Annotated in this window: 20 protein-coding genes and 3 pseudogenes; 10 read left to right on the forward strand and 13 right to left on the reverse strand. The window is 71.4% G+C overall.

The features are described 5' to 3' along the window. Window position 1: 1 nt before the first annotated feature. On the reverse strand, window positions 2–589 hold the full coding sequence (locus AB5L52_RS42745) for a TetR/AcrR family transcriptional regulator (RefSeq protein WP_369368471.1): 588 nt from the start codon (window positions 587–589) through the stop codon (window positions 2–4). Between the two features lie 138 nt (window positions 590–727). Here AB5L52_RS42745 and AB5L52_RS42750 point away from each other — a divergent pair, with 138 nt between their 5' ends. The 4 genes from AB5L52_RS42750 to AB5L52_RS42765 all read left to right on the forward strand — a co-directional run bounded on the left by AB5L52_RS42750 (window position 728) and on the right by AB5L52_RS42765 (window position 4533). Then, the gene (locus AB5L52_RS42750; protein ID WP_369368472.1) at window positions 728–1477 is read left to right on the forward strand and encodes a class I SAM-dependent methyltransferase; all 750 of its coding nucleotides are present in this window, start codon (window positions 728–730) and stop codon (window positions 1475–1477) included. A 218-nt stretch (window positions 1478–1695) separates the two neighbouring features. After that, the gene (locus AB5L52_RS42755) at window positions 1696–2688 is read left to right on the forward strand and encodes an XdhC family protein (RefSeq protein ID WP_369368473.1); all 993 of its coding nucleotides are present in this window, start codon (window positions 1696–1698) and stop codon (window positions 2686–2688) included. 262 nt (window positions 2689–2950) lie between these two features. After that, complete coding sequence (locus AB5L52_RS42760; protein WP_369368474.1) at window positions 2951–4255, forward strand: methyltransferase domain-containing protein; 1305 nt, start codon at window positions 2951–2953, stop codon at window positions 4253–4255. Between the two features lie 155 nt (window positions 4256–4410). Continuing rightward, window positions 4411–4533 carry a hypothetical protein gene (locus AB5L52_RS42765; protein ID WP_369368475.1) on the forward strand — a complete coding sequence of 41 codons (123 nt, stop codon included), beginning with the start codon at window positions 4411–4413 and terminating at the stop codon, window positions 4531–4533. Here AB5L52_RS42765 and AB5L52_RS42770 read toward each other — a convergent pair. The 7 genes and pseudogenes from AB5L52_RS42770 to AB5L52_RS42800 all read right to left on the reverse strand — a co-directional run bounded on the left by AB5L52_RS42770 (window position 4515) and on the right by AB5L52_RS42800 (window position 10685). After that, window positions 4515–5111, reverse strand: a complete 597-nt coding sequence (locus AB5L52_RS42770; RefSeq protein ID WP_369369067.1) for a phosphotransferase — start codon at window positions 5109–5111, stop codon at window positions 4515–4517. The genes AB5L52_RS42765 and AB5L52_RS42770 overlap by 19 nt on opposite strands. 110 nt (window positions 5112–5221) lie before the next feature. Next, window positions 5222–6505: an SGNH/GDSL hydrolase family protein gene (locus tag AB5L52_RS42775; RefSeq protein WP_369368476.1), complete on the reverse strand. Its 1284-nt coding sequence runs from the start codon at window positions 6503–6505 to the stop codon at window positions 5222–5224. A gap of 36 nt (window positions 6506–6541) precedes the next feature. Continuing rightward, window positions 6542–7184 (reverse strand): annotated as a pseudogene (locus tag AB5L52_RS42780) (glycoside hydrolase family 95-like protein); the annotation flags it as partial. Window position 7185: 1 nt separating this feature from the next. Further along, a pseudogene (locus AB5L52_RS42785) lies at window positions 7186–7743 on the reverse strand (carbohydrate-binding protein); the annotation flags it as partial. A 415-nt stretch (window positions 7744–8158) separates the two neighbouring features. After that, a pseudogene (locus AB5L52_RS42790) lies at window positions 8159–8740 on the reverse strand (ROK family protein); the annotation flags it as partial. A gap of 35 nt (window positions 8741–8775) precedes the next feature. Continuing rightward, window positions 8776–9432 (reverse strand): LuxR C-terminal-related transcriptional regulator, encoded by a 657-nt coding sequence (locus tag AB5L52_RS42795; protein WP_369368477.1) that lies wholly within the window; start codon window positions 9430–9432, stop codon window positions 8776–8778. Beyond that, window positions 9372–10685, reverse strand: coding sequence for a sensor histidine kinase (locus AB5L52_RS42800; protein ID WP_369368478.1), 1314 nt, complete (start codon window positions 10683–10685; stop codon window positions 9372–9374). Before AB5L52_RS42800 ends, AB5L52_RS42795 begins: the two co-directional genes overlap by 61 nt. Before the next feature lie 251 nt (window positions 10686–10936). On the opposite strand from AB5L52_RS42800, the gene AB5L52_RS42805 reads away from it, so the two are divergent. After that, a complete protein-coding gene (locus AB5L52_RS42805; protein WP_351027213.1) occupies window positions 10937–11611 on the forward strand; it encodes a VC0807 family protein in 675 nt (224 codons plus the stop codon). 32 nt (window positions 11612–11643) lie between these two features. Next, window positions 11644–12387: an SDR family NAD(P)-dependent oxidoreductase gene (locus AB5L52_RS42810; protein WP_351027214.1), complete on the forward strand. Its 744-nt coding sequence runs from the start codon at window positions 11644–11646 to the stop codon at window positions 12385–12387. A gap of 73 nt (window positions 12388–12460) precedes the next feature. Here the strand turns inward: AB5L52_RS42810 and AB5L52_RS42815 are convergent, their stop codons facing one another. From AB5L52_RS42815 to AB5L52_RS42825, 3 genes are all read right to left on the reverse strand, one after another. After that, entirely contained in the window at window positions 12461–13519 is a 1059-nt protein-coding gene (locus AB5L52_RS42815) for an LLM class flavin-dependent oxidoreductase (protein WP_369368479.1), read from the reverse strand. Continuing rightward, window positions 13519–14025: an SRPBCC family protein gene (locus AB5L52_RS42820; RefSeq protein ID WP_369368480.1), complete on the reverse strand. Its 507-nt coding sequence runs from the start codon at window positions 14023–14025 to the stop codon at window positions 13519–13521. Before AB5L52_RS42820 ends, AB5L52_RS42815 begins: the two co-directional genes overlap by 1 nt. Before the next feature lie 138 nt (window positions 14026–14163). Further along, window positions 14164–14664: a winged helix-turn-helix transcriptional regulator gene (locus AB5L52_RS42825; protein ID WP_369368481.1), complete on the reverse strand. Its 501-nt coding sequence runs from the start codon at window positions 14662–14664 to the stop codon at window positions 14164–14166. A 171-nt stretch (window positions 14665–14835) separates the two neighbouring features. Between AB5L52_RS42825 and AB5L52_RS42830 the strand changes: the two genes are divergently transcribed. From AB5L52_RS42830 to AB5L52_RS42845, 4 genes are all read left to right on the forward strand, one after another. Then, window positions 14836–15453 carry a TOPRIM nucleotidyl transferase/hydrolase domain-containing protein gene (locus tag AB5L52_RS42830; protein ID WP_369368482.1) on the forward strand — a complete coding sequence of 206 codons (618 nt, stop codon included), beginning with the start codon at window positions 14836–14838 and terminating at the stop codon, window positions 15451–15453. A 354-nt stretch (window positions 15454–15807) separates the two neighbouring features. Continuing rightward, window positions 15808–16026, forward strand: coding sequence for a hypothetical protein (locus AB5L52_RS42835; RefSeq protein WP_351027223.1), 219 nt, complete (start codon window positions 15808–15810; stop codon window positions 16024–16026). Then, window positions 16026–16913 (forward strand): alpha/beta hydrolase, encoded by an 888-nt coding sequence (locus AB5L52_RS42840; RefSeq protein WP_351027224.1) that lies wholly within the window; start codon window positions 16026–16028, stop codon window positions 16911–16913. The genes AB5L52_RS42835 and AB5L52_RS42840 overlap by 1 nt, the downstream gene beginning before the upstream one ends. Window positions 16914–17074: 161 nt before the next feature. Continuing rightward, complete coding sequence (locus tag AB5L52_RS42845; protein ID WP_369368483.1) at window positions 17075–17422, forward strand: DUF1330 domain-containing protein; 348 nt, start codon at window positions 17075–17077, stop codon at window positions 17420–17422. 122 nt (window positions 17423–17544) lie between these two features. Here AB5L52_RS42845 and AB5L52_RS42850 read toward each other — a convergent pair whose 3' ends face one another. Together AB5L52_RS42850 and AB5L52_RS42855 are read right to left on the reverse strand one after the other, a co-directional pair. Next, window positions 17545–19950 carry a SpoIIE family protein phosphatase gene (locus AB5L52_RS42850; RefSeq protein ID WP_369368484.1) on the reverse strand — a complete coding sequence of 802 codons (2406 nt, stop codon included), beginning with the start codon at window positions 19948–19950 and terminating at the stop codon, window positions 17545–17547. A gap of 270 nt (window positions 19951–20220) precedes the next feature. Then, on the reverse strand, window positions 20221–20346 hold the full coding sequence (locus AB5L52_RS42855) for a DUF4177 domain-containing protein (protein ID WP_369368485.1): 126 nt from the start codon (window positions 20344–20346) through the stop codon (window positions 20221–20223). Window positions 20347–20373 lie beyond the last annotated feature (27 nt).

Genomic DNA, 20373 nt, shown 5'->3' on the forward strand with positions numbered 1-20373 from the left:
CCTAGGTCACGGCATCGGTGATGACCGTGGTGACGACCCTTTCGACCTCGTCGGCCGCCGGTGGCGTACCTTCCCGGCCGGCGAACAGGAGATGGGCGGCCCCGATCAGCGTGGGTGCGAGCGCGTCGATGTCGGCGTCGGCTGCGAAGCGACCCCGCTCGCGCTCGGCTTCGAGGTAGGAGCGGATCATGTCGGTGGCCTCCCTCAGCACCGGAATACCGGCGCCGGTGACCTCGCGCAGCCTCGTGCGTACGGCGTCGCGGGAGATGACCAGGCCGACGATGTGCAGGGCGATCGATGCGAAGAGGTCGGTCAGCGCGCGGGTCACGTTGGCGACGACGGTGCCGGTGCCGGCGGACTCGCACAGCGCGGCGGCCTGAGCCTCGACCCGGCCGATGCCGTCCAGGACGAACTGGACGAGGAAGTCGTCGAAGTCCGCGAAGTGCCGGTGCAACAGGCCTTTGGCGACGCCCGCCTCGGTGGTGACCGCCCGGCTGGTCAGCGCGTTCGCCCCGTCCCGGAGCAGCACGCGTTCCGCGGCGGCGAACAGTTGCGCACGGGCGTCGCGCAGAGCGATCCCTGTCGGCACCGCACACCTCACTTCTCACGAAAACGCGCCCGTCCGTTGTCGAGTGGGCACGTGCCCACTTAGAGTGGGCGCATGCCCACTCTACCTCCGGCGCACGATGGGCGCCTTACCGAGCACGAGGCACATACACAGCGGCACGTGGCGCAGTCGTACGGCACGGACGCCGAACGATACGACCGGACCCGGCCCCGCTACCCCGACGCCATGGTGGAGCGCATCATCGCCGCCGGCCAGGGCCGCGACGTCCTCGACGTGGGCGCGGGCACCGGTATCGCCGGACTGGCCTTCCAGGCCGCCGGTTGCCGGGTGCTGGGCGTCGAACCCGACCCGCGGATGGCAGAGTTCGCCCGCCGCAAGGGACTTGAGGTCGAGGTCGCCACCTTCGAGGACTGGGACCCGGCCGGCCGGACCTTCGACACGCTGATCGCCGGGACGGCCTGGCACTGGATCGACCCGGTGGCCGGCGCCGCCAAGGCGGCCCGCACGCTGCGCCCCGGCGGCCGGCTGGCGCTGTTCTGGAACGCCTTCCGGCCCACCCGCGACGTGGCCGAGGCGTTCGCCGCGGTCTATGCCCGGGTGCTGCCCGCCTCGCCGATCTATCAGCGCGCGATGGCCGGTCCCGAGAGCTATGCGGGCATGGTCGCCAGGATGTCCGACGGGCTCGCGCGGTCAGGCGCGTTCGACGCACCCGAGCAGTGGCACTTCGACTGGGACCGCCGCTACACCCGCGACGCATGGCTGGACCAGGTGCCGACCTTCGGCGGCCACGGCCGGCTTCCCCCGGCCGAGCTGGACGCGCTCCTCGCCGGCCTCGCAGACGCCATCGACGCGATGGGCGGCAGCTTCACCATGCACTACACCGCGCTGGTGCTCACCAGCGTGCGTTGAGCGGACTCGGCCTCGACCGCCCTCGGACCGTACCAGGCGGGCGCGGCGCAGCGCGAAGAGCTGCGGGAACTGCCGACCGCCGTCGGCTGAGCGGCTGCGGAGCTTGACCGGGGCGTGCCGGTCGCGGTCCGGGGCGCCTCACTACAATTCGCGTAACGGTGCCGCCGCTGAGCGGGCGGTTCCCGGTGCCGACGCCTTGAACGAGGAGGGCCGCGATCATGCGTGAGCTGGCGGAGACGGCACGGCGGTGGGCGGCACAGGGACGTACGGGCGTTCTGGCCCGCCCCCTCACCGAGCAGGGCTTCGGCCCCCGGCACCCCGCCGACGCGGTCCTGATCGACCAGGACGGCCAGTGCTACGGCACCCTGTACCGCGGCGTGTTCGACGACTACTTGGCCGCGGAAGCCGCCGCCCTGCCCGCGGGGCACACCGCGTGCGTGCGTGAGGTGTCCGTCCACGACGACGACGTGAAGCGGGCGGGCATGACCTGCGGCGGCCAGGCCGAGGTACTGCTGCAGTCCCTGCACACCGTGCCCGCCCGCTGGTGGGACCTGCTGGCCGAAGGGGCCGATGCCGCGCTGATCACCCAGCTGGACGAGCAGCAGACCCAGGTGGCCAGCACCGTGGCGACGACCGCGCCGGAGGGCGGTGACGGGCCGGCCCAGGCCGTCGAACGCGCTCGGGAACTGCTCACCCGCCGCCGGGCCGGTCGGGACGCCCGCTACACGGACGACGGACTCGTCCTCATCGAGACGTTCCCGGCCGTACCCCACCTGGTCGTCGTGGGCGGAGGCGAACTCGCCGACCTGCTCACCGCACAGGCCCACCTGCTGGGCTGGCACGCCACGGTGGAGACAGCCGCTCAGGACGCCGTCCGGCGGCTCGCCGAACGCCCGGCCGCCGCCTGCCTCATCGTCCTCAGCCATGAACCGGACGTCGACGTCCCCGTCCTGTCCGCCGCGCTGACCAGCGGCATCCCCTACGTGGGCGCGCTGGGCTCACGCCGCACCCAGGCCCGACGAGCTGCAGACCTCGTCAAAGCCGGCCTCGACGAGAAGCAACTCGCGTCTGTCCACGGCCCCATCGGCCTCGACCTGGGCGCCCGCACCCCGGCCGAGACGGCGCTCGCCATCTGCGCCGAGGTGCTCGCCGCGCTCGACGGGCGCGAGGCCCGCGTGCTGCGCGAGGCGGACGGGCCGATCAACGCCTGACCGGCGCCCACCCTCACACCGGCCACCGGACGGCACGCCTCCGGCCAGGAGTTGAGCCCTGGCGAGACGCCGCACAGAAGAAGGCAGGCTGCTGGGCCGGGTGTTGGCCTGCCGCTTTGCGTCCGCGCGCGATGCCGAGCGCATTTGCCGGGTGGTACTGAGAGAAGACTCCGCAAATACACCCCGTCTCGGGTTGTCGTTCTCGCATCTGCGTTTGTCCGATCCCGCTGTCCGGGTACGGTCGAGCGGGAGGTGGTGGCCGGTGATCCAGGTCGTGGAGCACACACCGCAGGAAGGGCCGTACGCCGTCGGCACCACGCTCGGGAGGGCCGGGTTGCCGGTCGAGGTCTGCCGGACCTGGGCCGGGGATCGGGTACCGGACCGGGTGGACGACATGGTGGCCCTGGTGGTGATGGGCGGCCCGGACTCCGTCGACGCGGACACCGTAGGGCATGGTGCGGAACTGGCGCTGCTGCGCGCCGCGCTGGCGGCCGAGGTACCCGTGCTCGGCGTGTGCCTGGGCGCTCAGCTGCTGGCGATCGCGGCGGGCGGCGCCGCTCGGCCCGGTACCGGCGCGCGGATCGGCTGGGGTGACGTACGCACGACAGCTGCCGCGCTCACCGACCCCCTGTTCGCGGCCGTGCCGCAGCGGCTGCGGGTGCCACACTGGCACAGCGGCGGCACGGTGGACCTTCCGGCGACGGCGACGTTGCTGGCGTCCTGCGAGCACCACCCGGTGCAGGCGTTCCGGATCGGTGGCTCGGCATGGGGGATCCCGTTCCCCCTGGAGGCGGCCGCGGCGGCGGCATACGCCCTGGCCGGGGCTCACCCGGAAGGAGCGGCCTCGGCTGCGGACCCGACGGCGGCCGCGCCGACGACGGCCGCGCCGACGGAGCCGATGGCACGGGCAGCCCTGACCCGGCACCGCGACACCGTGCTCACGTGCTTCGCCGCGTACGTCGCGGAGCGGGCCGAACAGACCACGATCCGCGCGTTCTTCACCCGGCGGGCAGCCACCTGGGAGGAACGCTTCGCCGACGACGCCCCCAGGTACGCGGCCGCCGCCGAGCGGATGCGACTGCGCCCCGGCCAGCGCGTCCTGGACGTGGGCTGCGGCACCGGACGGGTCCTGCCCACACTGCGCACCCAAGTCGGCGACCGGGGTGTCGTCGTCGGAGTCGACCTCACACCGGCGATGCTCACGGCCGCGGTCCGCGAAGGCCGTGCCGGCGACGGCTCCTTGCTGCTGGCCGACGCCTGTCGGCTGCCGCTGCCGGCGGGCGCGATGGACGGCGTCTTCAGCGCGGGCCTGATCAACCACGTGCCCGATCCCGCCGCGGCACTGCGCGAGTGGGCCCGGGTGACCACCTCCGGCGGCGTGCTCCTGCTGTTCCACCCTTCCGGCCGCGCCGAACGCGCCGCCCGCCACGGGTATCCCCCCGACCCGGACGACTCGCTGGCCGAGGACAACCTGCGCCCCGCACTGCTGACCGCCGGCTGGGACCTGACGTCCTACGAGGACGGCCCACACCACTTCCTGGCGCACGCGTCCCGCCAAGACGCCTGACTCCGACGCCCCACCGACAGCCCCGCGCCGCAGCTCGCAGCCAGCCGCGAACCCGGAATCCCTCGGACACCGAGCGCGCCGATCGCTCAGAGACCCTTCCGGCGTCACGCGACGCTGTGCGTGAACACCGCGGCACCCCGACTGGGAGGCCGCGCATGCTGCTGCGCCAACCGGAGTACCTCGTCGCGCTCGCCCGGGAGCGCCACTTCGCCCGCGCGACAGCCGCCGGCAGCGCCCTGATCGGAACCGGCGCGCACTTCTACTCGGTCACCCAGTGACCCCCTGGCGGCCGCCGCTGCCCGGTGGCGGCCTTCACACCTGCTTCCCGGACGATGCGATCCGCGGTCTGCTCCGGAGAAAGCGCCGAGGTGTCGAACCACCAACCCACATCGCCGAGTTCGCGCTTCATGGCGGATTCGAGATCTTCGTAGCCGTCGAAGTCGAACCGCTCCCGTGGATCACGGAGGGTGTTGCGGTACCGGCACACGTCGATCCCGGGCGCGAGCACGACGAACAGGACCCGGCGAGCCGGCAGGAGGGAGACGAAGAAGTCCAGCTGAGCGCCGTCGGGGATCACCCAGTCGACGACCGGCGTGAACCCGGCGTCGGAGAAGTTGTTCGCCAGCGTGCACAGATTGCGGTTGCACAACTCGACTTGCCGCGCGGCCTCCTCGGCGGGCTCGCCCAGCGCTCCGACGCGACCGCTGACGACGAGCCTGCTGATGAAATCGCCGTCGAGCCGGGCCGAGCGGGGCAGACGATCGGCGATGAGCCTGGTCACCGTCGACTTCCCGGCCCCCGGCATCCCGGTCACGATCAGACAGTCCGGTCTCTCAGCCGTATGCACGCCCGCCATCGTGTCAGCGGGCATGGTGGCCGGCAATCGTATTTCCCCGGGTCGGCTCAGGCCTGCGGATGGCCCCGGGGCTGGTGCCGGGCACCAGCCCCGAAGGCACGTCAGGCACGTCAGGCACGCAGAAGACGCAGGTCGATCGCGTCGGCCAACGCCTTCATGCCCACGTCGCCGGGGTGGAGATGGTCGCCCGAATCGTAGGGCGGGTAGAGGGCGGCCGGGTCGGCGGGGTCACGCATGGCCCGGTCGAAGTCGATGACGCCGTCGAAGGCGGCACTGGTACGGATCCAGTGGTTGACGTCCTGCCGGATCGCCTCGGCGGCAGGCGTGTAGTAACTGTTGCCCTCGTCGGGCATCAGGGTCGCGCCGATGATGCGCACGTGGTCGGCATGAGCCTCGGTGATCAGGATGCGGTACCCGTCGATGAGATCCTGGGCGGTCAGCGGCTGTCCGTCGGGCCCGGCGTTGTTGCCGATGTCGTTGATGCCCTCGAAGAGGATGACGTTCTTGACGCCCGGCTGGCCGAGGGCGTCGTGGCCGAAGCGCTTGAGGGCGCTGACCCCCCGCCACAGGATCGGGGCGTCGGTGAGGACCCGGTTGCCGCCGATACCGGCGTCCACGACACTCAGCCGCTGCGGGCCGGGTCCGGCGCCCAGTCGGCGTCCGAGGAAGTCCGGCCACCGGCTGTAGGTGCCGGTCGAGGAGCGGTAGCCGTCCGTGATGGAGTCGCCGAACGCGACGACGGTGCCCTTCGCGGTCGCTGATACGACGTCCAGCCCGGCCAGGTAGTACCAGGAGGACGTGGTGGTGCCGAACGCGGCGGCATCGGTGTCACCGGTGTGGTTGCCGGAGGCGAGGTAGGTGGTGTCGAACGCGTCGGAGTGCCAGGTCGAGATCCCCGTGCGGCCGGGGAGGTAGAGACTGACGAGCAGGTTCTCCCCGGCGCCGACCGAGATCGGGACGACGTCGCTGACCTCCTCCGCGCCGGCGGGGATCGTGAGACGCCGGGACTTGCCGAAGGTGACGTTCCGGATGGTGCCGCGCGTCGCGTCGCCACCGCGCGCCTGGACGGCCACGTCCACGGCACCGACCACGAGTGGGGTGGTGCCGTACCGGTTGGACAGGGTGATGCGGGCGCCCGAGCCCGGGACGCTGCTGTGCACCACCATCCGAATCGTCTGGTCGTGGAAGGACCGGCCGCCGGTCGTCATGCTGGGCGACCAGGCACTGACCCGCCTGCCCTTGGCCTGCGCCGACGACGTTGCGGCGCTCGCCATGTGGGCGGTGCTCAGCGGAACGACCGTCAGGGCGATGCCGGTCACGGCACCGAGCACGGACAGCAAGGGTCTGCGACGCAGTCGGCGGCCGGCCGCCGTTCTTTCCTTCTTCGGGGACATCCTCGATCCCTCCAGTCTCTGTGTGCCGACCCGGTCTCAGTCGAAGGTGCGCAGCGCGATGGACTCGCCGGGCTTGAGGCTGACGCTCCGTGAGGCGGCGCCCGCGAACACGGTCGTGTCACGGCCGCCGACGCTCGTCAGCGTCACCTGCGTGATACTTCCGTTCTTCCACCTGACACCGGCGACGAAGCCGCCACGGACACCGACGCCCGACACCGGGCCGGAAGCCGCCCATGCGGCGGGCAGCACGGGCAGCAACTCGACGTGGCCCGGCCGTGAATAGGCCAGCATCTCGAGCATCGCGGAGAGGGTGCCGAAGTTCGCTTCCACCTGGAAGATGCCGCGGTCCTGCCCCATGTCCATGATGTCGAAGAGGTTCGGCGTGCTGCCGTTGCCGCCGCCCACGCGAGGATGCCCTTCGGCGTGGAGCCGTCCGGGCGGATCCGGTCACCGGGGAAGAGACCGAAGAGCGGAGAGAGAGGAGAGAGATGCCGGTGCATGGTCTCGCCGAGGAGATGGTGACGGTCCAACCGGTGATCCTCCCAGAGGAGTTGCGCTATGTGTTGGCCGGGCTGTTGAGCAGCCGCTGTGTGACGTCCGTCCAGGAAGGCAGCTGGGCGAGGCAGCAGTTCGCGCAGGCGTCGAAGCAGTGGGAGAGTCCGGCGCGGTCGGCCATCCAGGGCGGGCGTGTCGTTCCACCGGTCGTTGACCGAGTTCTCCCAGGTGACCAGGGTGTTGCAGTAGCACTCGGCGTCGGTGTCGATGCGCCAGCCGTTGGCGTACTTCCTCCAGTCGGCCGAGTGAGCGATATCGAGCGACCAGGAGATCTCCAGGTGGATCGGGCGGCTGGTGGCGGTGATGGCCTGGTGCCAGGCCACGACGTCCGCGACGTTGTCGTAGTTGTCACCGGACTTGGCCGAGCCGGGGCCCACGCCGTCCAGCCTCAGGAAGTCGTACCCCCAGTCCGCGAGCAGTTGCGCCTGCGAGTCGATGTACTTCTGTGCGCAACCTTGCCGTCTCCGTACGCCCCCTTCTCCAAACCGACGGGCAGGTGGATACCGGCCTTGAGACCCTTGGCGTGAATGTGGTCGGCGACCGACTTCATCCCGTGGGGAAACCGGACCGGGTCGGGTGTCTGCCGGCCGAACTGGTCGAACTCGGAGGTCCAGTTCCAGGCCCGGGTAGTGGGAGGACTGCATGCTCCAGCTGGACCAGCCCATGTACGGTTTGGCCGCCATTCCGGAGGAGCCGTCGTCGGTGGTCGCGGCGGAGGCGGCGGCCGGGGTCGTGGACTTGGCGGCTGGACGCCGGGGGAGAGGCGGTCGGTGTGCGGGCGACCACCAGGGAGCCGCACCGGTGGCTCAGCCGCCGCCGGGCCGATGGTGAGCCCGCCGTTCGGCCCACTGTTGAGCCATCGCCGCAGCGTGAGGCACATGAGGAGCGACGGAATCGCCGTGAGGGGCGGACCTGCCGCGATGAGGTGGGTTCGGTCACCGCCTTGTAACCGGACCCGGCCCCCCCGCGCAGCAGGCGTCGGGAGTGGCACGGCCACGGCGCCGGCCTCGGCCCGACACCGGGCGGCACCCGGAGCACCGTTGGGCGCCCTGCCCCTGCGGCGGTCAGCGATCCGCGGCTCTACGGCATCATTCATCGCTACTCCTCCCACGCACCCGAGCCCATCAACGACTGGATGGCGGTGGCCGTGGCCCCGCGCGCCCACTCCTCGAAGGGCAGGGGACGTGTCGTCAGATCGCACTGCGCGGCGGCGGTACCGAAGGCGGACGCGGCGAACGCGTCCCGGATGCCCTCGGGGACCAGTCCGTAGGCGGCCAGGCCTTCTCCGGAGATGATCACCCGCTCGGGACCGAGGATGTTCACCAGGAAGCCGATGGCCTGGCCGATCTCCTCGTCGGCTCGTGCGCAGACTCCTCTGACAGCGGGGTCTCCCTTGTGGGCCAGGGCCAGGGCCAGCGCATCGGCCGCATCGGTCACCTGCTGGTCCGTGGCCGCGCGCACCGCGCGCAGGATGGCGGGGCCCGACGCGATCGCCTCCACACACCCCCGGTTGCCGCAGTGGCACCGTGGGCCGTGCGGGTCGAGCGACAGGTACCCGGTCTCGCCGGCCACGCCGTGCGCGCCCGACACCACTCGCCCGTACACCACCAGGCCACAACCGATACCGGCGCCCACCGTCACCAGGGCGAAGTCCGAGAGTCCGACACCGGCCCCGAACCAGTGCTGACCTGGCCGATACTTGGGCTGACGGCGGGTCAGGGGTTGGCGGTCCCGTTCAGGTAGGCGAGTACGGCCAGTACCCGGCGGTTGGTCTCCTCGGAGGCGGTGATGCCGAGCTTGGTGAAGATGTTTGCCGAGTGCTTGCCGACGGCGCTTTCGCTGACGAACAGGCGGGCGGCGACGGCGGCGTTGGAGTAGCCCTCGGCCATGAGCGCCAGCACCTCCCGCTCGCGCGGTGTGAGTGTGGCGAGGGGGTCGTCGCGGTGGCGGCCGCCGAGCAGTTTGGCCACGACCTCCGGGTCCATGGCGGTGCCGCCGTCCGCCACACGTCGTACGGCCTCGACGAACTCCGCGGCGCCGAGCACGCGGTCCTTGAGGAGGTAGCCGACGCCTCCTGTGCCGTCGGCCAGCAACTCGCGTGCGTAGAGCTGCTCGACGTGCTGTGAGAGGACGAGCACGGGCAGTCCCGGCCGGCCGCGGCGGGCTTCCAGCGCCGCCTGCAGACCCTCGTCGGTGAAGGTGGGCGGCAGCCGTACGTCCACCACGGCGACGTCCAACTCCTCCTCGGCCAGCGCGCGGCGCAGCTCCGGCCCGCTGGCCACCGCGGCGGCCACGGTGAAGCCATGTGCCGTCAGGAGCGTGCAGAGCCCTTCGCGGAGGAGGAAGAGGTCTTCGGCGAGGACAACACGCAAGGCAGCTCCATCGTCACCAGGGTCGGCCCTCCGGCCGGGCTCTGGATGGCGATGCTACCGTCGAAGGCCGACAGGCGGCGGCGGATGCCGCGCAGGCCGCTGCCGCCCGCCCCGAGTACGGGCCCTTCCTCCTCATGGGCGCCTCCGTGGCCGTCGTCCCACACCGTGCAGCGCAACACGTGACCGGTGTGGCTCAGTTCGACGCGTGCGTGTGCCGCGTCCCCGTGCCGGGCGGCGTTGGTCAGCAACTCGGCGACGGCGAAGTACAGGGCCGCCTCGATCGGCCCCTCCGGACGGCCGGTCAGACCGTCGGCACCTACCTCTGCCGCCAGCGGGGCGTCCAGGGCGAGCGCACGCAGCGCGTCGACCAGCCCGCGCTCGGCCAGCACCGGTGGGTGGATGCCGCGTACCAGGGCGCGCAGCTCTGTCAGGGCCCGTGCCGAGTTCTCGCGCGTCTGCCGCACCAGCTCACGCGCCCGGTCCGGGTCCGTCTCCATCAGCGTCTCCAGCGCGCCGAGGGCGAGGCCCATCGCCACGAGCCGGGCCTGCGCTCCGTCGTGCAGGTCGCGTTCGATGCGGCGCAGTTCCGCCTCGCGGCTGTCCACGGCGGCGGCGCGCGTCTGGGTCAGCTCCTCGACCCGTTCGGCCAGCCGGTGGCGTTCCACCTCGGCGGCGACGGACGGGGCCGGGCCGAGCAGCCGGGGCAGCCAGCGGCGGGCATGCAGCCGGGAGGCGGGGGCGGCCAGCCGCAGACCGGCGTAGTAGAGCAGAAGGCCGCTGGGCAGCGCCACGGCCGGCGAGTCGAACACCGGGGCGTATGACACGCCGCCGCCGCTGCCGGACAGCGCGAGGATGCCCGGGGTGATCAGGCCGAAGAGGCCGTACCACACCATCGCGCTGGGGCCGAGCAGCACCACCGCCGCGACGAGTGGCTCCAGCGCGAGGAAGAGCAGGTCACGGCGGTTGGCCGGGTCCTCGCGCGGGGTGCGGTCGTGGAGATAGGGGCTCACGATGACCGTACCGCCCCAGCGCCCGGGCACCCTGCGGTAGATGCCGGTCAGCCGGCGCATCGCGTGCAGCCAGCCCTGGTCCGGGTCACCAGCCGTGAAGAGCCGGGCCGGCAGACAGACGAACAGCATCACCAGAGCCGCCGGGCTGCACCAGCCGATCGCCCAGCAGTACCCCAGTTCCCGGTGCCGCCGCCCGAAGCGGCGCAGGGCGGTGCCTGCGGCGCGTCCGACAGCCGTGGTCATGGGCCTGCCTCCCCAGCGATCACGGGCCTGCCTCCTGAAAGGGTCGTGCGGTTCGTCGCCTGCACCGGTGCACCAGTGTGCCGCGCCCGGCGGCCGGACAGGGTGTGTCCGGGTCCCGCACGGGGGTGGGCCTAGCCCCACCCCGACTCGGCACCTGAGCCCAATGTGCGTGTCCCCGCAGGTCCGTAGCGTCGAAGACATCAGGAACGGACACCAACACGGATCACGGACCAGGGGCCAGGGTGAAGGACATGACCGGGATGCAAGGCGTGAACAAGCACAAGGGGTCGTCGGCGAATGGGCCACTGCTGCAGAGCGCGGTACTGAACGTCGCCGCGCCGCTGGCCGTGTTCTACGGCTTGCGGGCGGCCGGGGCCGGCCTGTGGTGGGCGGTGCTGGCGAGCGCCGTTCCGCCGACCGTGGAGGCGGTGCTGACAGTGGCGCGGGAGCGGCGCGTCGGGATGCTGGGCGTCCTGGTGCTCGGCATGGTGGCCCTGGGCGCGGCGCTGTCGCTGGTGACCGGGAGCCCGCGGTTCATGTTCGCCAAGGACGGCTGGATGACGGGGATCGTCGGGTTGGTGTTCCTGGCCTCGCTGCGCGGACAGCCGATCATCTACCGGGTCCTTTCGTCCGTGACGAAGGGAGAGAAGCGTGCCGAGCTGGAACACAACTGGCAGGCGTCGCCGACCTTCCGTCATGTGATGCGGCTGCTGACCGCGGTCTGGGGCGTGGGTCTGCTGCTGGACTCGGTGGTACGGGTGGTGCTCGCGTACACGCTGCCCCTCGACTCGGTGATGCTGGTGACCACGCTCCAGTACGTCGCGCTGTTCGTGGGCTTGGAGGTCTTCAGCCGTCGCTACGGACGCAAGCCGGCCCGGATCACCCTCATTCACCACGAGGCCGCGGCGGCGGCGACAGCGGCCTGACGGGCCATCAGAAGTAGCAGGGGAGCGGGATCATGGCGCAGGTGGTAGTGGTTACGGGGGCGGCGAGCGGGATCGGTGCGGCGGTGGCGCGGCACTTCGGCCGCCTCGGTGCGCAGGTGGTCGTGGCGGACATCGACGAGGCGGGCGGCTCCGCTGTCGCCGAGGAGGTGGGCGGGCTGTTCGTCCGTACCGACACCACGCGCGAGGAGGACAATCTGGCGCTGATCGACGCCGCCGTGGCGGCCTACGGCGGGCTGGACTTCGTCCATCTCAACGCCGGGATCGGCGACGGCGGCGGCTTCGGCCAGGACGACTACGACGCGGAGCGCCAGCACCGGGTACTGGCGGTGAACCTGCAAGGCGTGATGTCCGGCCTGCACGCCGCGCTGCCGGCGCTGGCCGCGCACGGCGGTGGCTCGCTGCTGGTGACCTCCAGCATGGCCGGGGTCGGCGTGGCCCCCTTCGACCCGGTGTACGCGGCGACCAAGTACGGCGTGATCGGGCTGGTCCGCTCGCTGGCCCCGACCTGGCAGGAGCGGGGGGTGCGGATCAACGCGATCTGCCCTGGGTTCGTGCGTACGCCGATCCTGCCGCCGGAGGCGATCGACTACATCCTCGGCGAGGGCTTCGCCCTGGCGGAGCCCGCCGAGATCGCGGCATCGGTGGCCGAGATCGCGGCGAGCGAGGAGGCGGGCCGTGCGTATGTGCTGCAGGCGGGCCGCACCCCCGAGCCTGTGGCCTTCCCGCAGCTGGAACTGGTACGTACCGACAGCTGAACGCCGTCCGCGAGCCGGGCACGGGACCGCTGCCTGTGTCGTACCCGACCAGCTCGGCGTCGGGCCATCCGGCTCACGACGCGCCGTCAACCTCCCGCACCAGCTCGATCGCCCTGGCCAGGGTGGTGAGCCGGGCATCCAAGGAGTCGCCGGCCGGGTACAGGCGGACGGTGTCGACGCCGGCGGCGCGCCATACCCGGAGCCGTTCGCGCACCATGGCTTCGGTGCCGATCAGCGTGGTGCCCAAGACCATCTCGTCGGTCACCAGCGCCGCCGCGCCGTCCCGGTCACCGGCCTGCCACCGCTCGCGCACCTCGGCGGCGACCTCGGCCCAGCCCTGACGGCTGTAGGCGTTGTTGTAGAAGTTGGTGGACGCCGACCCCATGCCGCCCAGACTGAAGGCGAGTTCCTTCTTGCGTCGGGCGGTCATCGCACCGAGGGCGTCCTCGTCGGGCGCGAAGGCGACCTCTGCGCCCTGGCAGACGTCCAGGTCGGCGCGGATACGACCGCTGCGGGCCAGGCCCTCGTCGAGGTGCGCGAAGTACGCGCCGTCCGCGCCTTCGGGGACGAAGCTGGTGCCCAGCCAGCCGTCGGCGACTTCCCCGGTGAGACGCAGCATGGCCGGTGACAGCGCCGCCAGGTACAGGGGGATGCGATGCTCGGGCCGCATCGACAGCCGCATGGGGACCGCTTCGCCGCCGGGCAGCGGGATGGTGAACTCCGCTCCCGAGTAGGCGAGTTTGCCGCCGTCGAAGAGCCGCCGGACGATCTCGACGGTCTCCCGCATACGGCGCAGCGGCCGGGCGAACGGCACCCCGTGCAGTCCCTCCATCACCTGCGGGCCGGATGCCCCGAGACCGAGCAGGAAGCGCCCACCGGAGAGATTGGACAACGTGATGGCGGTCTGCGCGAGGGCGGCCGGGGTACGGGTGCCCAGCTGCATGACACCGGAGCCCAGGAGCATGCGGTCGGTGCGGGCGGCGTAGTAGCCCAGCGCGGAGGGAGCGTCGGAGCCCCAGGCCTCGGCCACCCAGCAGATGTCCAGGCCCAGCTTCTCCGCCTCGACGACGAAGTCCGCGAGCCGAGCCCAGCTCCCGCCGCCCGAGGCCTCGATCGTGGTGGCCGTGCGCATCACGCCTCCGCCTGCTTCTTGATGTGCTCGAGCGTCGAGGCGATGCTCCGCTCGAACTCACGCAGCCGTACGAACACGATCTTCTGCTCCTTCTCCGGCATCCGGTCGATCGCGACCGACAGTCCGGAGCGCCCCGGGCCCAACTGCATCCACTGCGACAGTTCCGTGCCGCCCTTCTCTGGCCGGAGGCGGAAGCGCCAGAGCGCGGAGGGTTCGGCGGGGTCCTGCACCGCCCAGGCGAAAGCCCGCTCCGGGTCGCACTCGATCACATGCGAGGTGGTCGACCACGCGCCGAACGCCTCGTGCCTGCTGTGACCGACGAACCTGGCGCCCACGGTCGGTCCGGCGGCACCGTCGAGCCAGGCGACGGACTGGAGTTCCTTGCTCATGTCCGGCATCAAGGCGATGTCACTGACCAGGGCCCACACCCGTGCCGGCGGAGCGTCGATCCAGGTCCGCACCTCGACCGTGGGTTTGTCCGCATAGCGCGCGCCCGTCCACTCCACGTCCACAGGCCTCCTTGCCATAAGGGGTGTGACCTCCAGAGTTGCGTCATGAGACTTACCTGTCAAGAGGACAGCCGAAGAGCTCGGCGGTAGAGTTGAAGAGGTCGGCGGTGGAGCGGAAGAGGCCAACGGTACTGATCAGCCCGCCCCGAACCGGCGCACGACGTCCGGTCGACGCCTGAGCCGCTCGGGGTAGCCGGGCCCCATCCGCATCGACGTCTCCTGCGCCGCCAGGGGCCTGCGGCAGACGGAGCACACCACCTCGGCGCTGCTGTCGTGTCCGCACGCATCATGGTGAAACACCACCGGGACGCCCTCCTCACCGGCCAGCCAGCGGTCGCCCCATCTGGACATGGCGGCCAGCACGGTGAACAGGTCACGGCCCTTCTCCGTGAGAACGTAGTCATAACGCGGCGGCTCGCTCTCGTAGAGCCGCTTCTTCAGCACCCCCTCCTCCACCAGGCGACGCAGCCGGTCGGTCAAGGTATTGCGCGCGATGCCCAGCTCCTGCTGGAACTCGTCGAACCGGCGAACGCCGTAGAACGCCTCCCGCACGACGAGAGGCGTCCAGTGGTCACCCAACAGGTCAAGGGTGCGAGCGATGGAACACGGCCAGCTGGCGAACGACGTACGTTTCATGTTCCCGATGATAGGCAGTCTCACAAAGAAACTCAGCAGATGGAATCCCCGCTCCCCGACCCACCGCGACCTGCCGGGCCAGGGCACGACCCGATGTCTTCGTGGCCCCCTCGGTCCACGTCCGGCGGAAAACCCCTGGCGTGGTGGCCGGAAAGGGCGGAGGCTCGTTGCATGGCCGGCATGGGGGCGTTTCGGGAGGCGGTCGCCGCGTGGGCGGCCGGCGGTACCGGCGGCCCCGCGCGGGAGCTGGCCGTACGGCTGTCCGTCCGGACGGTCGTCCTGCTCGAAGGACCCAGCGATGTCGCTGCGCTCGACGCGCTGGCCTCCCGTCGCGGCCGGGATCTGGCGGCCGAGGGAGTCTGTGTCCTGCCGATGGGCGGTGCGATGAACGTCGGGCGTTTCGCGCACCTTCTCGGGCCGACAGGCCTGGGGCTCGGCCTCACGGGACTGTGCGACGAGCGGGAGCGCCGCTACTACGCCCGCGGCTTGGAGCGGGCCGGCGCGGCAGAGCAAGGGTTCTTCGTCTGCGCGGCGGACTTGGAGGAGGAGCTGATCCGCGCGCTGGGCGTGGCCCGCGTGGAGGAACTCGTCCGGGCTGAGGGCGACTTGCGCGCCCTGCAGACCTTTCTGCGCCAGCCCGCACAGCAAGGCCGCACCGCACAGCAGCAGTTGCGGCGCTTCCTCGGCACGAAGAAGGGGCGCAAGATCCGTTACGGGTGCGTCCTGGTCGAAGCCCTCGACCCCGACCGCGTACCCGCCCCGCTCGACGGCCTCCTCACCAGCCTCTGACCCCTCGGCGACGTCGATCGCTCCGCACCGTCGTCCGTTCCCGAGCCGCCCTCCCGCACCGTACGCCCTCGCAGAGCCGTCACCGCCAGCAGCGCGCAGAAGAGAGCGGCCGAGCGCCCTCCGTGAGTTCTCGACCGCGAGCACCGAGCCCGCGCCGCTCACCGTGAGCCCGCTGGTCACACCGTCCATCGGCTGCTCCGAGCCGGCGCACTACGTCGTGAAGCAGGGCAGGGTCTTCGCCGGCTGGCCCGCGGCCGTCCGAACCGTGGGGCGGGGCAGGAACGGCGAGCGGAGACCGGCCGGGTGCGGAGCACTTGCTTGTGGCGCGTCCACTGGACGCCTAAGGTGCGTCCAGTGGATGTTGCTCTCCCGGACCGGCGCGCCGGAACCGAGGCCGGGCGCGGGGGTGGACGCGCCGCCATGACCAGCCTGTTCGCCTCGCTGCCGGCCCGGACGCATCCGCTGCTCACCACCCACGTGTCACTGCTCAACTACCTGGACGGTGGCGGGGAGTTGGGCTTCGGGCCGTGCTGCCTGCTGGACGGAATCGCCGCGACACCGGAGGGCCGCTGATGTCCCGGAACGCCATGCCCAGCAATGCGCACTGGGCCACGGGAGGGAGCCGGATCACCGTTCACGGCCGCACGGGGCCGCACTCACTGTTCGTCCGCCAGGACGGTCCCGTGGCCGGCCCGCCCGTGACACTCGTCCACGGCTTTCCCACCTCCTCCCACGACTGGTCCCTGATCGTGCCCCGGCTGGCGGCGCGGGGGCACCGGGTCATCACCTTCGACCTGCTCGGCTTCGGACACAGCGACAAGCCACGACGGCACACCTACTCGGTGCTGGAACAGGCCGACCTGGTGGAGGACATCTGGCGCCACCTCGACATCGACGACACCGTACTGGTCGCCCACGACTACGGCGTCAGCGTGGCCCAGGAACTGCTCGCCCGCGGCCCCGCCCGGATCACCCGCATGGCTTGGTTGAACGGCGGCCTCTACCCGGACCTCCACCGGCCCGTACGCGTGCAGCGGCTGCTCCACGGCCCGCTCGGTCCGCTCCTCGCCCACGCGGTCACCGAACGCGGTTTCCGCGCGACGATGCGCCAGGTGCTGGGCCGGCCCGTCCCGGACGGCGATCTGCACGCCATGTGGGAGAGCATCAGCCATGACGGGGGCCGCCTGCTGGCTCCGCGACTGCTCCGCTACATCGACGAGCGGCGCACCCATGAAGCCCGCTGGGTCCCTGCGCTGGAGGGCTACTCGGGCCCCACCCTGTTCCTCTGGGGACCCGCCGACCCGATCAGCGGCGCGCATGTCCTCGCCCGCATCAGACAGCGCATGCCGTCCGCCACCGTCACCGAACTCGCCGGACCACCCGCCGTCGGCCACTACCCCCAGGTGGAAGCCCCGGACGAGATCGCCACGCACCTCGTCGACTTCCTCGACTCCCGGTGATCCGGCTGCTGCGCACCGATGACCCGGCGAGCACACCGGGCGGGCCGTGCCAGGCGCGGACATCTGCCCTCGCGTCGATTACCCGGCAGGTCATCGACCGCGGCCCGCCCCCGGGGCAGGATCGTGGACATCAGCAGCCGACCAGCCGGAAGGACGCCGCCATGACCGCCTACGCGATAGCTCACCTGCGGGAAGCCGCCCCGCACCCGGAGATCGCCGAGTACATCGCGCGCATCACCGCCACCTTCGAGCCGCACGGCGGCCGCTTCCTCGTCCACGGCTCCGCGCACGAGGTGAAGGAGGGCGCATGGCCCGGACAGGTCGTCGTGATCGGCTTCCCGTCGATCGCGAAGGCACGCGCCTGGTGGGACTCCGATGCGTACCAGGCCATCGCGCCCCTGCGTGCCCGGCACATCGAGGGCGACATCGTCCTGGTCCCGGGCGTGAGTGAGAACTACGACGCGACGGACACCGCACAGACGATGCTGGAGGCGCTTGCCGCCCGTTGACGAGGCAGGTGGCAGTGCCTGCCGAATTGATCGTGGTACGACTGCGGCAGCGGGCGATCGCCACGAACTCCCCTACGATTCGGGCGAATTCGGCGGCCGGTGCCTGCACGGCCGGTCGGCCGTCAGCGGGGTGTGTCAGCCGGTAGCTGCTGCTCCGTCCAGATGGTCTTGCCCGTCTCCGTGTACCGCGTGCCCCAGCGCTGGGCGACCTGCGCGACCAGGAAGAGACCTCGCCCGCCCTCATCCGTGTTGCGGGCACGGCGCAGATGGGGCGAGGTGTTGCTGGCGTCCGACACCTCACAGATGAGGGTCCGTTCGTGGATCAGACGCAGGCTGATCGGTCCGCAGGCATGCGTGATGGCGTTGGTGATGAGCTCGCTCACGATCAGCTCGGTGGTGAAGGCGATGTCCTCCAGCCCCCACGCCGCCAACTGACGGGTGGCGTTGTCCCGCGCGTCGTGCACCGCCTGCGGATCGGCGGGAACCTCCCAGGAGACCACGTGGTCGGGCGCCAGGGCGCGAGTCCGGGCGATGAGGAAGGCGACATCGTCGTGGGGATGGTCCGGCAGCAGAATGCGGACCATCGTGTCGCAGATCTCCTCCAGCGGCCGGTCGGGGTGGGCCAGGGCGAAGCAGAGACGCTCGAAACCGACATCGACATCGCGGTCCGAGGCCTCGATCAGGCCGTCGGTGTAGAGGGCGACGACGCTGCCTTCCTCCAGCTCGAATTCGGCGGACTCGAAGGGCAGACCGCCCAGTCCCAGAGGGGGACCGGCGGGGACGTCGGGCAGTTCCACCGGCTCGCTCAGGTGGGCGATGGCGGGGGTGGGATGTCCGGCCCGCGCCACATTGAGTTTCCGCGAGATCGGGTCGTAGACCGCGTAGACGCAGGTCGCCCCGATCACGACCGGCCCGTCCGTGGCCGCCTCCGCCTCGTCCGCCAGCCGAAGGACCAGGTCGTCGACATGCGCGAGCAATTCGTCCGGGGGCAGATCCAGGTCGGCGAGTGTCTGCACCGACGCCCGCAGCCGGCCCATGCTGGCCGCGGCGTGGATGCCATGGCCGACGACATCCCCCACCACCAGGGCGACGCGGGCGCCGGACAGCGGTATGACGTCGAACCAGTCGCCGCCCACGCCGGCCTCGGCGTCGGTCGGCAGATAGCGGTAGGCGACCTCGACGGCGCAGTGATCGGGCAGATCCGGGGGCAGCAGACTGGTCTGAAGGGCGAGCGCCGCGTGGTGCTCGCGGACGAAACGCCGGGCGTTGTCCACACACACCGCGGCCCGCGCCACGAGTTCCTCCACGAGCAGCAGGTCGTCCTCGTCGAACGGATTGGGGTTCTCCCAGCGCAGCAGACTGACCACGCCCATGGTGGTGCCCCGCGCCCGCAGCGGCACCACCAGGTGGGTGTGCACACCGAGACTGACGAGCTTGGCCAGGCGCTGCGGGTCGTCGGCCAGCCACCATGTCGTCGTGTCCAGCACCGGATCGAGGATGGGCCGGCCCGTGGTCAGGCAACGACGCTGCGGAGACTTGGCCGGGTACCCGGTGGGCTCCCCGATCGGCACGATCGCCTCCGGCCGCTCCACGTGGATCGACACATGTGCCGCCCGCTGCAGCGTGCCACCGGTGACCGGCCCCGGGGTGAGGTCCCTGGCCGCGAGGACGCCCTGGAAGAGGTCGATCGCCACGAAGTCGGCGAGCTGCGGCACAAGGACCTCGGCCAGTTCCTGCACCGTGCGGTCCAGGTCCAGCGTGGTGCCGATGCGCTGTCCCGCCTCGTTGACCAGCGCGAGCCGCTCGTGTGCCCGGTCCTGGGCGGTGAAGTCGACGGCGGTGTGACACACCCCGAGGGTCTTGCCGTCGCCGTCCCGCAGCGGGAACGAGGAGCGGAGCCGGAGCTGCCCCTGCGAGTTCCGGCGAGACCTGCCCTGCGGGGGCGGCACATGCTCCACGGCCGGGGTGACCCGACCCGACAGCAGAGCCTGGCGCGCCTGCCAGTCCACGGCCGGCGGCACCGGGCCCGGTCCGGCAGCCCCGGCTGCCCGGTGGCCCCCGAGGGGGGCGGGCAGGCCCTCCATGGCAGCCAGCACCTGGTTCACCCACTGGAAGCGCAGCTCGCTGTCGAGGACGGCGATACCGATCGGTGACTCCTCCAGGAGACCGTGCAGCACCGCCTGATCGAGTTCCCACCGGCGCGAGTCGGAGGCTTCGCACGCCGCGGCGAGCCAGACGGAGCCCTGCTCCGCGTGCAGCGGACACACCCGTACGGCCAGCTCGACCGGGTGACCCGCACGGTGACGCGCGGTGATCAGACCCTCCCAGCCCGCCCCGATCCGCTCCGCCGCGGACGGCACGGACGTCGCCGACTGCTCACTCAGGGCCTCGCTCGGGACCCTGGCGAGGAGCGAAGCCACGGACCGCCCCAGCACACTGGACGCCGGATACCCGAGAAGGTCTTCCGCCCGCTGACTCCAGTACCGGATCAGACCGTGTACGTCCACGAGGGCGACGGCGGCAGACATGATGCCGAACGGATCGCCCCGGTCCTTGTCAGCCAGATCCCTGAGATCCATCGTGTCGGCCGCATCCGCAGGAGGGCTTCCTGACACCACGGTCTCACATGGACCCGGGAGTGTCTTCGGACCGACGGCCCGGGCATGCGCCCAGGCCGCAGGCCGGCAGGCACCGCCGTACGAGGCGCGGGGGCGCCGGTCCGACGGCGCGAGCGTCAGCCGTCGCAGCCGGTCCGACGGCGCGAGATTCAGCCGTCGCGCGGTGGTGCGGCGCGAGTGTCAGCCGCGCGGACGCTCTAAGGTCAGCAGCAGACCCTCCACGGCTCCCGGCCCTATGCGGCCCTTGACGTCGGCGGCCGTGATGGCCTTCAGGCCCCAACCGTCCTCGGCATGCTTGTTCAGCACCTTCTCCACGGGTCGCGCAGCAGAAGG

This window comes from Streptomyces sp. CG4 (genome assembly GCF_041080655.1).
Taxonomy (GTDB): Bacteria; Actinomycetota; Actinomycetes; order Streptomycetales; family Streptomycetaceae; genus Streptomyces.

What these genes read in the sequence shown, in the direction of transcription:
- AB5L52_RS42805 (WP_351027213.1), top strand. Translation starts at nt 10,937, where the DNA reads ATGACCGGGATGCAAGGCGTGAACAAGCACAAGGGGTCGTCGGCGAAT.
- AB5L52_RS42845 (WP_369368483.1), top strand. Translation starts at nt 17,075, where the DNA reads ATGACCGCCTACGCGATAGCTCACCTGCGGGAAGCCGCCCCGCACCCG.
- AB5L52_RS42775 (WP_369368476.1), bottom strand. Translation starts at nt 6,505, where the DNA reads ATGTCCCCGAAGAAGGAAAGAACGGCGGCCGGCCGCCGACTGCGTCGC.
- AB5L52_RS42810 (WP_351027214.1), top strand. Translation starts at nt 11,644, where the DNA reads ATGGCGCAGGTGGTAGTGGTTACGGGGGCGGCGAGCGGGATCGGTGCG.
- AB5L52_RS42765 (WP_369368475.1), top strand. Translation starts at nt 4,411, where the DNA reads ATGCTGCTGCGCCAACCGGAGTACCTCGTCGCGCTCGCCCGGGAGCGC.
- AB5L52_RS42815 (WP_369368479.1), bottom strand. Translation starts at nt 13,519, where the DNA reads ATGCGCACGGCCACCACGATCGAGGCCTCGGGCGGCGGGAGCTGGGCT.
- AB5L52_RS42825 (WP_369368481.1), bottom strand. Translation starts at nt 14,664, where the DNA reads ATGAAACGTACGTCGTTCGCCAGCTGGCCGTGTTCCATCGCTCGCACC.
- AB5L52_RS42840 (WP_351027224.1), top strand. Translation starts at nt 16,026, where the DNA reads ATGTCCCGGAACGCCATGCCCAGCAATGCGCACTGGGCCACGGGAGGG.
- AB5L52_RS42830 (WP_369368482.1), top strand. Translation starts at nt 14,836, where the DNA reads ATGGCCGGCATGGGGGCGTTTCGGGAGGCGGTCGCCGCGTGGGCGGCC.
- AB5L52_RS42800 (WP_369368478.1), bottom strand. Translation starts at nt 10,685, where the DNA reads ATGACCACGGCTGTCGGACGCGCCGCAGGCACCGCCCTGCGCCGCTTC.
- AB5L52_RS42755 (WP_369368473.1), top strand. Translation starts at nt 1,696, where the DNA reads ATGCGTGAGCTGGCGGAGACGGCACGGCGGTGGGCGGCACAGGGACGT.
- AB5L52_RS42770 (WP_369369067.1), bottom strand. Translation starts at nt 5,111, where the DNA reads ATGGCGGGCGTGCATACGGCTGAGAGACCGGACTGTCTGATCGTGACC.
- AB5L52_RS42850 (WP_369368484.1), bottom strand. Translation starts at nt 19,950, where the DNA reads ATGTCTGCCGCCGTCGCCCTCGTGGACGTACACGGTCTGATCCGGTAC.